Below are 15183 nucleotides of genomic sequence, written 5' to 3'. Positions count from 1 at the left end.
GCAGCTCCTTTTAACTTAAAAGGAGCTGCTTTGGAGTATCTATGACTGAATCAAGTAAACCTCAAGCACAATATCTTAAAGACTATAAAGCTCCTGACTTTCTAATTGACCACACAGAGCTAACATTTGACCTACAGCCTTTATCAACCAAAGTAAGCTCTTTACTAACACTTACCCGAGTTGGTGATAAAAAAGCACCTTTAGTGCTTGATGGTATTGATTTGCGTTTACTGTCTTTATCTGTTGATACAGTTGATATAACGGATTATGAAATTGTTGGTGAGCAGCTAATAATTAATAACCTACCGGATAGTTGCCAATTAAGTATTGTGACCGAGATATCACCTGAGACGAATACTTCTTTAGAAGGTTTATATTTATCGGGCGGTGCGTATTGCACACAGTGCGAAGCGCAGGGGTTTAGAAAAATCACCTATTACATGGATCGCCCTGACGTACTTGCCACGTTTGATGTAACTATTATTGCCGATAAAAAGTATCTACAACTTCTTTCTAATGGTAATCAAGTAGATAGCGGTGAAACATCAGATGGTCGTCATTTTGTGAAATGGCAAGACCCATTTAAAAAGCCGAGCTATTTATTTGCACTTGTAGCGGGCGATTTTGATGTTTTAAAAGATACGTACACGACTAAAAGCGGCAAAGACGTAGAGTTAGCATTATTTGTTGATAAAGGTAATTTATCTAAAACACCTCATGCTATTGCTTCACTTAAAAAAGCAATGCAATGGGATGAAGAACGCTTTAATTTAGAGTATGACCTTGATATTTATATGATTGTAGCCGTCGATTTTTTCAACATGGGCGCGATGGAAAATAAAGGGCTAAACGTTTTTAATAGTAAATGTGTATTAGCCAATCAAGAAACAGCGACAGACAAAGACTACCATACGATTGAATCCATTGTAGGGCATGAGTACTTTCATAACTGGACGGGCAATCGTGTAACGTGCCGAGATTGGTTTCAGTTATCGCTAAAAGAAGGGTTAACCGTATTTAGAGACCAAGAGTTTAGTAGTGATTTAGGCTCTCGTGCACTTAACCGAATTGATGCAGTTAAAGTAATGCGTACGCATCAGTTTAGCGAAGATGCAGGCCCTATGGCGCATCCGATTCGTCCTGAAAAAGTTATTGAAATGAATAACTTTTATACTGTAACTGTATACGATAAAGGTGCTGAAGTTATCCGTATGATGCACACGTTACTAGGTGAAACTAATTTTCAAAAAGGGATGACACTTTACTTTGAGCGCCACGATGGGCAAGCAGTAACATGTGATGACTTTGTCAGTGCAATGAGCGATGCATCAGGTGTAAATTTAGAGCAATTTAAGCTGTGGTATAGTCAATCGGGTACCCCGCGCTTAAATGCAATACAACATTTTGATAGCAGTTCAAATACGTATACATTAACAATAGAACAAGCAGCACCGGACAATCAGCCAGACAATAAACCACTTCATATACCTTTTGCTATTGAACTACTTGATGCGAATGGGGAAAGTATTGCTCTGCAATACAAAGGTAAAAAACTAGATGATGTACTTGATGTAACAAGTACGACTCAAACATTTAGCTTTGACAATATCTTAGAAAAGCCTGTTGCGGTTTTACTCGAAGATTTTTCTGCACCTTGTATTTTAAATCAGCAAACAACAGAGCCCGAACTATTGCATATTATGCGTTTTGCACGCAGTGATTTTTCACGTTGGGATGCCCAACAGCAGCTATTTATTAAAGCGATTAAATCTCAGATTACCGACACAACTAATAGCATGTTAAGTAGCGAAACTATAAATGCGCTACGTGTACTTATAAACACCAAAGAGGGTGATTTAGCCTTAATCGCAGAGCTATTTAAACTGCCAAGTTTTGATACATTAGCCGCTGAATTTGAAGTAATACCTGTTGATGAGATTATTGAAATAACAGAAAAGTTTGAGCAACAAATTGCTGACGAACTTGCTGATGAACTGCTTGCTTGTTACGAATCTCTTGAAGATGATGGCAGTATAAGTGCAAGCTCCGTTGCTAAGCGCGCTTTAAAACAAACATGCTTGCATTATTTGGCTAAAACTCAAAAGCCAGAGGCTGTAAGCTTTATTAAAGAAGCCGCAAGTTCGACTAATATGACCAATGTACTTGGTGCACTAAGCGCAGTGGTAAAAGCATCCCACCCTATACAAGAAGAGCTTTTGAATCATTTTGATAGTCAATGGCGCCATGATGTTTTAGTGATGGATAAGTGGTTTGCACTGCAAGCTATGCAGTCAGGCAATAAAGCTATAGATAATATTAAGGCACTTTACGAACATCCGTGTTTTGATTTTTCAAACCCCAACCGTGTACGTGCACTTGTAGGAAGCTTTAGTCACTTTAATACAGCACAATTTCATCGCTCAGATGCCCAAGGCTATACGTTATTAGGTGACTTGTTAATAAAACTTAATGCAATTAATCCACAAAATGCGTCTCGTATGCTAACACCGTTCATGTCATGGAAGCGTTACGATGATGTTCGCTCTCAAGCAATGAAACTGCAATTACAACGCTTAGCTAATCTAGATGGGCTAAGTGCTGATTTGTATGAAAAGGTTGAAAAAGCGCTCGCATAAATGATTGAGTATTATTTTACCTTAAGATTGAGCTATAACGAGTGCATGGATTACTACCATGGCCGTTTTAGCTCTTTACAAGTTGTAGAAGATGGCGGTAAAACGATTCGTTTTGCTGCTACACATTTGAGGCCCTTCATTTCAAGTTTAGGTGTACGTGGCCGTTTTAGACTCTTATTAACCCCCGAAAACAAGTTTATCCGCCTAGAGCGAGTGGCCTGACACTCGGTTTTTATGTTATATATACATAAAAATATTGTATTTTTGTTAATTTCAATTTGTCCTATTGTTAAATTACGTGTATAAATTATCTGGTACGACGTCTTACCAATACGTAAGCGTCAACCAAAATATAAAGTATACGGAAGATTAGAGCGAGTATTTGTAATTTCACTGATTCGCTTCTATCGTTATGATTACACTAAAAACAATAACTTGATCACACAAAATGACCCGCGACAGGGGGGAACCAAAATGATAAGAAGATCGCTTTTTGTTAAAAATAGAATCGCTATAGGTATAGCAGCCGCTAGCTTAGGTTTATCTGCAGCAAGTACACAAGCTGTAACATTTGAAGCTGGAGGTTTTGATATTACCTTCGATTCAACCTTTTCATATGGGCAAAGTGTTCGCGTAGAAGACAGAGACTTTAGCCTAATTGGTAAAAGTAACAATCCGGCATTTGATTGGACAGGTTACAACCCTGCGCTAAACAACACTATTTACTCATCTCAAGATGTATGGGCTCAACCTGGCTCTTATTCAAATAATGGTGATGCTGGTAATTTAAATTTTGACAGTGGTGACTCATTTTCAAAACTTTTGAAGGGAACACACGACCTTTCAATAAATAAAGATAACTACGGTTTGTTCACTCGCTTCATGTATTTTTATGACTTTGCGTTGATGGATGGCAATCATGCATATTCAAATCCTACATCAGGGCAGGGGGTTGATCCGTGTGATGATAAAGACACTAAAGCGCAAAGTTGTGCAGATATTCGTTTATTAGATGCGTTTGTGTGGGCTGATTTTGATTTAAATGATGGTAATAACCCTTTATCTGTCCGTTTAGGTCAACAAGTAGTTAACTGGGGTGAGAGTACACTTATATCTCATGGTATTAACGTAAACCCAGTTGATATTGACCGATTGAAAGCGCCAGGTGCTGAGCTTAAAGAAGCATTCATACCTGTAGGCATGCTTTGGGCATCGCTTGGCATTACTGACAACATTACCCTTGAAGGTTTCTACCAATACCAATGGCAAGAAACGCGTTTACCAGCAGCTGGTACGTATTTTTCGACTAATGACTTTGCAGCAGAAAATGGTTATCAGCAGAATGTTCAATTAGGTTTTACGTCTAACCCTGATATTGATGTTGCTTTTTTAACAGATAGCTTGAATAACTTAACATCTGATTTTGCATTAGCCGCAGCAGCACAAGGTATTGATCCTTCAAGTGCAGAAGGAAGTGCTTTATTAGCTCAAATGTATCTTGCATACCCAACTAAAGTTGCTTTAAAAGGTAAAGGGGATAATGGTAAAACAGAGCCAGAAGATGGCGGCCAGTATGGTTTACGTTTAGGTGTATTTTTACCTGAATTTAATGATACTGAGATTGCACTCTATCATGTGAATTACCATAGCCGTCGTCCGCTTATATCTGGTCGCGTATCAAACTTTTCACAAGCTGCAATTGCCCAAGATTTAGCGATGATCATGACAACAGAAATTACGTCAGATAATGTTGCTGATTTAACTGCTTTTTCTAAAGCTGAAAATGAGTACCCTGAAGATATTAAGTTATATGGTTTAAGTTTTAATACGACTATCGGCGAAACAGCCTTCGCGGGTGAATTTGCTTTTCGCCAAGATGAACCGCTACAAATTGATGACGTAGAGTTACTTTACACAGCTATGCCTGAACAATTGGCGGTTGCTGGTATTCGTCCTGATTTTGCGGGTATTTCGCAAATGAGTATAGGCGATGCGGTAAGCTCAGTTGGTGCAGGTGAAGTTGCCAAAGGCTACATTGAACGCGATACATCACAAATTCAATTTACAGCAACACATTTATTTGGTCCTTCATTAGGTGCTGATAGTTGGGCTGTAGTTGGTGAAGTGGGTGCAGTTAAAATTCACGATATGCCTGACTATGACGAAATGCGTTTAAATGTATCCGGTACTGGCCGTAGTGGCACAATAACAGGCCCAGGTACTACTGATTATTCAACATTGCAACTTGGTCTATCAAATGGCGCTGAAGAAAAATCATTCGCTACAGCATCGTCTTGGGGTTACCGCCTAATTGCGAAAGGCGATTACTTCAACTTTTACAAAGGTATTAACTTTTCACCACGTTTTGTATTTTCTCATGACGTAAACGGTAATACACCAGATCCTATGTTCTTATTTATCGAAGATCGTAAATCTTTAGGTGCTACGATGAACTTTAACTACCAAAATGCGTGGTCACTTGATGTGAGCTATAACTCGTTTTGGGGCGGTGGCGGTGTTAATACATTCTCAGACCGCGATTACGTTTCTTTTAACTTAAAATATTCTATTTAGGGGTAACATTACTATGATTAAAAAACCTACCCTCATCGCTACAGCATTTTGTAGTTTGTTTGCAAGCAGCGCAGCTTTGGCTAAATTAAGCGCTGATGAAGTTGCTCAATTAGGTCAAAACTTAACACCAATGGGTGCAGAAAAAGCTGCGAATGCTGATGGTTCTATTCCAGCGTGGAATAACGGAATTACAACAGCGCCTGCAGGTTATGAAGCTGGTATGCATCACCTTGACCCATTTGCGACTGACAAAGTACTTTTCACTATCGATAAAAGTAATATTGAAAAGTACAAAGCCAATTTAAGTCCGGGTCAAATTGCTTTATTTGAAGCATACCCAGACACATTTAAAATGCCAGTGTATGAAACACGCCGCTCAGCTTCTTACCCTCAGTTTGTTTATGACGCAACTAAAAAGTTTGCATCAACTGCTGAATTAATCGAAGGCGGTAACGGTATTAAAAATACCGCGATTGGTATTCCTTTCCCTATCCCTAAAACAGGTTTAGAGGCAATTTGGAATCACTTATTACGTTACCGTGGCCAGTCTATTGAGCGTTTTGGTGGTCAAGCTGCACCGACTGCATCTGGTTCTTACAACTATGTTGGTTTTGATGAGCAGCTATTAGTTAAATACTCAGACCCAAGCGCTACACCAGCAGAGCTACAAGACTCAAACATTTTGTTTAAGTTTAAACAAAGCGTTACAGAGCCTGCACGTTTAGCGGGTACTGCATTATTAGTTCATGAAACAATGGACCAAATATTAACGCCGCGCCAAGCATGGACTTATAACTCGGGACAACGTCGTGTTCGTCGTGCACCTAATGTTGCATATGATGCACCAGGCACAGCTGCAGATAGCCTGCGCACTACCGATGATTTTGATATGTTTAATGGCTCACCAAATCGTTACAACTGGACGCTGAAAGGTAAGCAAGAGTTATATATACCTTACAACAGCTACAAACTTCATAGCGACAAGCTAGAGTACGATGATATTTTAATGCCTGGCCATATTAACCCAGAACATACACGTTACGAAAAACATCGTGTTTGGGTTGTTGAAGCTAACTTAAAAGATGATACACGCCATATCTATAAAAAACGTGTGTTTTACATTGATGAAGATAGCTGGCAAGTACAGGTAACTGATATTTATGATAACCGCGACCAACTTTACCGTGTAGCCATGGCTTATGGCCTTAACTATTACGAAGTTCCTACACAGTGGAGTACGCTTGAGGTTTATCATGATTTGAATTCTCGTCGTTATTTAGCAATTGGTTTAGATAACCAAGAAAAAATGTACGATTTTTCACAGTCGTTTAACGATAACGAATTTACTTCAAGCGCTTTACGTCGCGCTGGTAGATAGTATTAAACTAGGCACTTAACAATATGTTAAGTGCCTTTTCCTTTCTCATCGCGTTTGTCTTACAGCGCGCAACGCACTCCCTAGTAAAAAGACAAACAACTCTCTCGTACAAGGCGATTAAAATTTATGAAGTATTTGGTATATGCCAGCCTGATAATAAGCGGTGCGAGTGTTGCACAAGAAGCCCCTAACTATGCAATCAGTGCAACAAATGCAGCTAAAACCTTACTCACCGATATAACTAACACGGGTAATGGCTTAATTGCTGTTGGTAAACACGGTACTGTTATTAAAAGTACATCGGGTGATTCATGGCAACAAGCTGAGCTAGTTCCGACTCAAGTGCTCTTAACTGCCGTTGATTTTAGTAACGAAAATAATGGATGGGCGTGTGGCCACGATGCAACAATCATAAATACTATTGACGGTGGCGTTAATTGGCAGCTACAACAAGCATTACCTGAATTAGACAAACCATGTTTAGATATTTTATTTGAAGATGACTTAAAAGGTTTTGCAGTGGGCGCATATGGCATGTTTTATCAAACTACAGACGGTGGTCAACATTGGCAAAAACGCTTTTTAGATTCGCTACTTTTTAGTGATGATCGTGATTACTTAAACGATTTAAAAGAAAATGACCCACAAGGATACGAAGCGGAAACTGCTTCTATTTTACCGCACTTTAATCGCATAGAAAAAACAGACAATGGATTAATGCTCGTTGGTGAAATGGGTTTAATGGCCAGAAGCGTTGACGATGGTCAAACTTGGCAAAGAATAGAAGAAGTTTATCCCGGTTCATTCTTTGCAGTTGCCTCTGATAGCACACAAGAAATTGTGGCAGGGCTTCGAGGTAATGTTTTTGCAAAGCAAAGTGGCGAAAAGCAGTGGCAGCATTTTGAAAATGTTAAAACAGCGACGATTAACAACATCATTAATTATAATAACAAACAATGGCTCATGCTCGCTAATAGTGGCGTTATTTTTCATCTTCAAGATGGGTTACTCACCCATGAGCAGCTTGCTGACGGTAAAGCGATTCTTGATGGTGTAATTTTAGATAACAGATTGATCATGGCTACAGAAGATGGCATTAAAGTGAAGGAGTTAACCCCTTAATGCATAAGTTACTCGATTTTATTGAAAAGGCGATTTTTAGACATCGCTTAATTATGCTTATAAGTTTTGCACTTATAACCTGTTTACTTGTATTTAAAGCGACTCAAATTCAACTTGATGCATCGTTTAATAAAAATATTCCGTTAAATCACGATTACATGAAGGTATACACTAAACATGAAAAACAGTTTGGTGGTGCAAACAGTATTTTAATTTCAGTATGTGACGACAGCGGAGATATATTTAATCCAGAATTTTTTACTCAATTAAAAGCGGTTCACGATCAGCTTTATTTTATTCCTGGTGTAAATCGTCCTTTAGTGAATTCTATATTTTCACCTAGTGCTCGCTTTGTAGAAGTAGTAGAGGATGGCTTTGCCGGTGGTCCAATTATTCCTGCAAACTTTAAAGCAGATACGCGTGGATTAGGTGTAGTAAAGGAAAACATTGAAAAAGCAAAAGTTGTAGGGCGTATGATTGCCAGCGATTACTCGTGTGCAATGGTAACGGCTCAACTTTTAGAAACAGATCCTCAAACACAACAAAAATTAGACACATTAGCTTTTGCACAAAAGCTAGAAAGTGATTTAAGAGAGCCTTTAAGTACAGACAAAGTAAGTATTCATATTATTGGCTTTGCAAAAATGGCTGGTGATATAGCTGAAGGCGCAAAAGGGGTGGTCGTATTTTTTGCCATTGCTATCGCCTTTACCTTTATTATGGTTTGGCTATTTTGTGGCAGTTTAAAGCTAACTATTTTGCCAATCGCGTGTTCTATTATTGCTGTTATTTGGCAATTAGGCCTGCTTTCAAGTTTAGGGTTTGGACTAGACCCTATGTCTATATTGGTGCCGTTTTTAGTGTTTGCTATTGGTGTAAGCCATGGTGTGCAGATGATCAATGCGATTGGTAAAAAAGTAGGTGAAGGAAAAAGTACGCGAATTTGTTGTCAGTCAAGTTTCAGGGCTTTATTAATACCTGGTGGTATTGCACTGCTTTCAGATACCGTAGGCTTTTTAACATTACTTACTATTGATATTGGTATTATCCGCGAACTTGCTATTACAGCGAGTTTAGGTGTGGCAGTAATTATATTTACAAATTTAATTTTGCTGCCAGTTTGGGCGTCGTACATGAACTTTGAAAACAGTGTACATATTCAATCTGGTGATGCTGAGAAGCCTAATATACTTGATAAGATCAGAGACATTTTAGTAAAAGCAACCGATCCTAAAATCGCTAAAATGATTATCGGTTTTACCCTTGTTTTATTTGCTCTAGGCTACTGGCAAGCTGATAAAATGCGCATAGGTGACTTACACGCAGGCGCGCCATCTCTGCATCAAGATGCCCGTTATAACCAAGACACGTTTTTAATATCGGATAAGTACACTATCTCGTCTGATATTTTAAAAGTAATTGTAGAGGCGTATCCTGCAGCATGTACTGAGCATGATGTGATGGAGCGTATAAGCCGTTTTCAATACAAAGTTGAGAATGTGCCCGGTGTGCAGTCTGCTGTAAGTTTGAGCTCTGTAGCTCAATCGGTTAACGCGGGCTACAACGAAGGCAATTTAAAATGGCAGAGTTTGCCAAGAAATTCAGCGAGCTTAGTACAGTCAACGTCTCGAGTTGAAACTAGTACAGGCTTACTTAACGGTGATTGTTCTGTTATGCCAGTGATTATATTCTTAGATGATCATAAAGCACAAACTATCGATACCGTAATTAAGAGTGTTAAGCAATTTGCCCAAGAAGAGGGCACTGATAAATTGGCATTTAAATTAGCGTCAGGACCTGTGGGCGTAATGGCAGCTACTAATGAGTCTGTATCAGAAGCACAAATACCCATGATGCTTTACGTTTATGGTGCCGTTATTATTTTATGTTTAATGAGCTTTAGAAGCGTAAAAGCAACAATAGCCGTGGTATTACCGCTTTATATTGTATCAACCCTTGCCCAAGCACTTATGGTACAGCTGGAAATAGGCTTAACTGTTTCTACTTTACCTGTAATTGCATTAGGTGTAGGTATTGGTGTTGATTACGGTATTTATATACTGTCGTCGATGATGGGGCAGCTTAAGCAAAACGTACCGCTTAGTGTTGCTTATCGAAATGCGCTTGTTGAGCGTGGCAGCGCGGTTCTATTTACTGGTATTACATTAGCTATTGGTGTGAGCACTTGGATATTCTCAGATCTTAAATTCCAAGTTGATATGGGTATACTATTAACCTTCATGTTTTTAGTGAATATGTTAGGTGCAGTGTTGTTATTACCCGCAATTGGCAGCCTCCTCTGGACTGACCAGAAAAAATAATGTGAATACTTTTGCTCCTAAATGGCCAGTAATGGCCATTTATATCTATATTTTGTGAATAGATGACCAAATAGCTGAAATGCTTAAAATGTTTTCATCGAAAAGGCTGTTTATTAGCTGTAAAAGGGTTAGAATTTAACTGACTCCACGCTAATAATACGCTGTACAAATATTCTGCTTTTAGCAGTAATAGATTAAGGAACATACAATGACACGAAATGAAGGCCAAGCCTCGGTTATCCTAGATAATGTCTGTAAGCTGATCCAGAAAAAAGTTCGCGCTGATAATGTGTTACTCGTTGAGAAATTCGCCAAAGCCTTGTACAGCAATATGTCTAAAGAGGATTTGGCAAACCGCAACGATAGTGACCTATATGGCGCAGCATTAAGCCTTTGGAACTCGCTAGAAAAAAATACTACTGACGACGCTGTTATCCGCGTTTTCAATCCAGAAGTGGCAAAAGATGGCTGGCAGTCATCACATACAATCGTTGAAATTATCACTAAAGATATGCCGTTCTTAGTTGATTCTGTTCGTATGGCCATGACTCGTGAAAATATCGCCTCTCACTTATTACTTCACTGCCCATTAAAAATTAAGCGCGATGAAAACGCTAAAATTTCTGGATTATCAAATTTAAAAGCAGAGCAAGAATCTTCATCTACTAAAACAGTATTTTTTATTGAAATTGACCGTCAAACAGATTCTTCTGTGATTGAGTCTTTCAAAAAAGAATTAGAGTCTGTGCTTGTTGATGTATCAGTTGCTGTTGATGATTGGCAACCAATCCGTAAAAAATTAATTGCAGTGACTAAAGAGTTACCTAAACGTCATCATAATAAAAGTAAAGATGAAGTTTCAGAAACAACTGAGTTTTTAGATTGGTTAGCTAAAGATAATTTTACCCTAATGGGTTACCGTGAATATGAGTTAAGCCCAGTTCAAGGTGATTACCAACTAAAAGGTAAAATGGATACAAGCCTAGGCTTGATGAAAAACTCGACTGAAGAACACACTCGCTTATTATCAGAATTACCTGAAGTTGCACGTCAAGAAGCTCGTAGCAGCAACCTACTGATTTTAACAAAAACTAACTCTGTTTCTCGTGTTCATCGTCCAGCTTACATCGATTATGTAGGCATTAAGCGTTTTGACGATGAAGGCAATGTAATTGGTGAAGACCGCTTTATCGGTTTATTTTCATCAAGCTTTTACAATAACAGTGCTACTGATGTACCTGTGTTAAAAAGTAAAATTAATCGCATTATGGAAATGTGTGATTTTGCTAAAGGTACTCACGCTTACAAAGCTGTTTTAAATATTTTAGAAACCTACCCACGTGATGAGCTAGTTCAAGCGCGCGAAGGTGAGCTACTTGAAGTTGCTATGGGTGTGTTACAAGTACAAGAGCGCGATATGTGTCGCTTGTTTGTACGTAAAGATGCGTATGGTCGTTTTTTATCTTGTATGGTTTATGTACCTCGCGAGCGTTATAACACGGCTCTTCGTCGTGAAACGCAAGATATATTAGCTAATGCATTTAATTCTGACGATAAAGTCGAATTTACTACTTATTTCTCTGAGTCAACACTGGCGCGTACTCATTACACCGTTCGTGTGACCGACAACAAGATCGAATATAACGTGAAAGACATCGAAAACAATTTAGTAGAAGCTGCACGTACGTGGGAAGATAAACTTCAATCTGCTCTTTTAGAGTCTGCGGGTGAAGCTCGTGGTAACGATTTAAATCGTAAATACTGTAACGCGTTTGCACGCTCGTACAAAGATGAAGTGCTTCCAAGTGCTGCGGTTGTTGATATTGAAAAGTTAGAACTACTTAGCGATGAAAACAAACTAGAAATGCTGTTTTATCGTCCTCAAGAAGAAGCAAACAGCAATATTGTACGATTAAGCTTATTCCATAAAGATGAGCCGATTCACTTATCTGATGTTATGCCAATGCTTGAAAACTTTGGCCTTCGCGTTGTTGGTGAAACACCATATTCAGTTAAAACTAGCGATGGTCGTATCAACTGGATCATGGACTTCTCGATGCTTATTGACAGCAAAGGGATGGCGGATTTTGATAAAATCTCAGCACGTTTTCGTGCTGCATTAACAAATGTTTGGGGCAACCGCCTTGAAAACGATGGTTTTAACCGTTTAGTGTTAATGGGTGGCTTAACAGGCCGCGAAGCCTCTATTTTACGTGCGTACGCTAAATACATGCGTCAAATAGGTGTAACGTTCTCACAAAGCTACATAGAAAGTACATTTGCAAATTATCCAAATATCGCAGCGCAAATTGTTAACTTGTTTGCTAAAAAGTTCTCAGTTAAAAGCCCTGCAAGTGCTAAAACACTTGAAAAGCTAAGCACGCAAATTTATTTAGAGCTTGAAAATGTAGCAAACCTTGATGATGACCGTATTATACGTTTATACGTAGATATGATTGTTGCGACGCTGCGTACTAACTATTTCCAAAAATACGATGCTGGACAGTTTAAGTCTTATGTGTCGTTTAAAATACAACCTAGCTTAATCCCTGATGTACCACTTCCTTTACCTGCGTTTGAAATTTTTGTTTATTCTCCGCGCGTAGAAGGTGTGCATTTACGTTACGGCAAAGTAGCGCGTGGTGGTCTGCGTTGGTCCGACCGTCGTGAAGACTTCCGTACTGAAGTACTTGGCTTAGTTAAAGCACAACAAGTTAAAAATACGGTAATCGTACCTGTAGGTTCTAAAGGTGGCTTTGTATGTAAACAACTACCGACAGAGCGTGAAGCGTTTATCAAAGAAGGCCAAGAGTGTTATAAAATCTTTATCCGTGGTCTTTTAGATATTACTGATAATATTGAGCGTGGTGAAATAGTACCAGCGCGCGATGTTGTTCGTCACGATGAAGATGATGCTTACCTAGTAGTTGCAGCCGATAAAGGAACCGCTACTTTCTCTGATATCGCAAATGGCATTGCTAACGAATACAATTTCTGGCTAGGTGATGCATTTGCATCTGGTGGCTCGGTTGGTTATGACCATAAGAAAATGGGTATCACAGCAAAAGGCGCATGGGAGTCAGTTAAACGACATTTCCGTGAAATGGATATTGATTGTCAAACTACCGACTTTACAGTCGTAGCAATTGGCGATATGGCAGGCGATGTATTTGGTAATGGTATGCTGTTATCTAAGCATATTCGTCTACAAGTTGCCTTTAACCATATGCACATTTTTGTTGACCCTAATCCAGATGCTGCTACATCTTACCCTGAGCGCGAACGTTTATTTAATATGCCGCGTTCTTCTTGGGAAGATTACAATAAAGAGCTAATTTCTGCCGGTGGCGGTGTGTTCTCTCGTGCAGCTAAATCAATTACGCTTAGCCCAGAAATGAAAAAAATGTTGGGCACTAAAAAAGCTAGTATGACACCAAATGAGTTAATGAAAGCCTCATTAATGATGGAGTTTGATTTACTGTGGAATGGCGGTATTGGTACATACATTAAACACTCTAAAGAAACTGATGCCGATGTAGGGGATCGTGCAAACGATGCACTACGTATCAATGGTAGAGATTTAGGCGCTAAAATAATAGGTGAGGGCGGTAACTTAGGTGCAACGCAATTAGGTCGTGTTGAATTTGCAGCTAAAGGTGGTCGCGTTAATACTGACTTCATTGATAACGTAGGGGGTGTTGCCTGTTCAGATAACGAAGTTAACATTAAGATTTTACTTAATGGCTTAGTTGCTGAAGGTGACCTAACACGTAAACAACGTGATGAGCTACTTTACTCAATGACAGATGAAGTTTCTGAATTAGTATTAAAAGACTGTTACCGTCAAACACATACTATTTCAATTACGCAGTCTAAAGGAACTTCAACGCTCAAAGAAAAGATTCGCTTTATTCATGCGCTTGAAAAAGAAGGCAAGTTAAACCGTGCTATCGAATTTATTCCAAGTGATGAAGAATTGGCAGAGCGCGCCGCTGCAGGTAAAGACTTAACTCGTCCTGAGCTTTCAGTGCTAGTGTCTTACGCAAAAATGGTATTAAAAGAGTCTTTAGTAAGTGATGAAATTACTGAAAACCCTTACTATCGCCAATTGCTTGTTAAGTCATTCCCACGCCCATTGCGTGAGAAGTTTAACGATGCGATGAACAACCACCCACTTCGTAAAGAAATTATTGCAACTAAACTTGCTAACAGTATCGTTAACGATATGGGTTTAAACTTCATGGTACGTATGCATGAAGAAACCGGTGCTAATGAAGCTGAGATAGCAATGTGTTACTCAATTGCTAGCGAAATATTTGAAATGCGTGAAACATGGTCTTCTATTAGTGCACTTGATAATAAAATACCAGCAGCAGTTCAAACTGAAATGCTTTACCAACTTCGCCGTACTGTGCGCCGTGCAACGCGTTGGTTCTTACGTCACCGTAATAAGTCACAAACGATCGAACAAGGAATTGAATTCTTTGCGCCAACCTTTAAAGATTTAAGCGATAACTTAAATACGTATATGATTGAAAAAGAAAATGATCGTATTGTAATTGAGGCCAATAAGTTAATTGACGCGGGCGTTCCAACAGATATAGCTAATCGTATTGTTTCTTTATCAAGCTTATTCTCTGTGATGGATTTAGCAGAAGTTGCGAATAGTTCAGGTAAGAGTATTTCGATGGTGTCCAATACTTACTTTAAACTAGGTGCAAGAATGGGTCTGCATTGGTTCTTAGAGCAAATAACTAAGCAACCAGTAGCAAATCATTGGCAAGCACTTGCTCGCTCGTCTTATCGAGAAGAGCTTGATTGGCAGCAACGTACGTTATCTGAAGTTGTATTAAATAGCTTTGAAGGTGATGAGAGCGATGTGGATAGTCAAATAGACGAGTGGATGGATAGCCAAGATTTATTACTTCAACGCTGGAAACAAATGCTGGCTGAGTTTAAAACATCACAAAGCCACGACTTTGCTAAGTTCTCGGTTGCACTTCGTGAACTTATGTTGTTAAGCCACAATTGTGATACGTCAGGAAAATAATTTAGCTTTAATCAGTTAATTGTTTAGTAAATAAATAACTGATTGTTAAAATTGTTATACAATACCTCAGCCTTGTCTGAGGTATTTTTTTGTCTAAAATTT

The 15183-nt window shown here is 38.9% G+C and carries 7 protein-coding genes; all 7 read left to right on the top strand.

The window, feature by feature from the left end:
* The first annotated feature begins 41 nt into the window (after positions 1 to 41).
* The 7 genes from pepN to QT16_RS08705 all read left to right on the top strand — a co-directional run bounded on the left by pepN (position 42) and on the right by QT16_RS08705 (position 15081).
* The gene (gene pepN, locus QT16_RS08735; RefSeq protein WP_039488006.1) at positions 42 to 2636 is read left to right on the top strand and encodes an aminopeptidase N; all 2595 of its coding nucleotides are present in this window, start codon (positions 42 to 44) and stop codon (positions 2634 to 2636) included.
* The gene (locus tag QT16_RS08730) at positions 2637 to 2858 is read left to right on the top strand and encodes a DUF2835 family protein (protein WP_010552655.1); all 222 of its coding nucleotides are present in this window, start codon (positions 2637 to 2639) and stop codon (positions 2856 to 2858) included.
* Positions 2859 to 3110: 252 nt separating this feature from the next.
* Positions 3111 to 5210 (top strand): DUF1302 domain-containing protein, encoded by a 2100-nt coding sequence (locus tag QT16_RS08725; protein WP_002961905.1) that lies wholly within the window; start codon positions 3111 to 3113, stop codon positions 5208 to 5210.
* Positions 5211 to 5223: 13 nt separating this feature from the next.
* Entirely contained in the window at positions 5224 to 6588 is a 1365-nt protein-coding gene (locus tag QT16_RS08720) for a DUF1329 domain-containing protein (protein ID WP_002961904.1), read from the top strand.
* Between the two features lie 126 nt (positions 6589 to 6714).
* Complete coding sequence (locus tag QT16_RS08715; protein ID WP_002961903.1) at positions 6715 to 7710, top strand: WD40/YVTN/BNR-like repeat-containing protein; 996 nt, start codon at positions 6715 to 6717, stop codon at positions 7708 to 7710.
* The gene (locus QT16_RS08710; protein ID WP_002961901.1) at positions 7710 to 10031 is read left to right on the top strand and encodes an efflux RND transporter permease subunit; all 2322 of its coding nucleotides are present in this window, start codon (positions 7710 to 7712) and stop codon (positions 10029 to 10031) included. Before QT16_RS08715 ends, QT16_RS08710 begins: the two co-directional genes overlap by 1 nt.
* A gap of 208 nt (positions 10032 to 10239) precedes the next feature.
* The gene (locus tag QT16_RS08705) at positions 10240 to 15081 is read left to right on the top strand and encodes an NAD-glutamate dehydrogenase (RefSeq protein WP_039488002.1); all 4842 of its coding nucleotides are present in this window, start codon (positions 10240 to 10242) and stop codon (positions 15079 to 15081) included.
* Positions 15082 to 15183: the final 102 nt, after the last annotated feature.

Source organism: Pseudoalteromonas distincta, from assembly GCF_000814675.1.
In the GTDB taxonomy this organism is placed as follows: domain Bacteria; phylum Pseudomonadota; class Gammaproteobacteria; order Enterobacterales; family Alteromonadaceae; genus Pseudoalteromonas; species Pseudoalteromonas distincta.
This window is presented reverse-complemented; position numbering and strand designations above follow the sequence as displayed.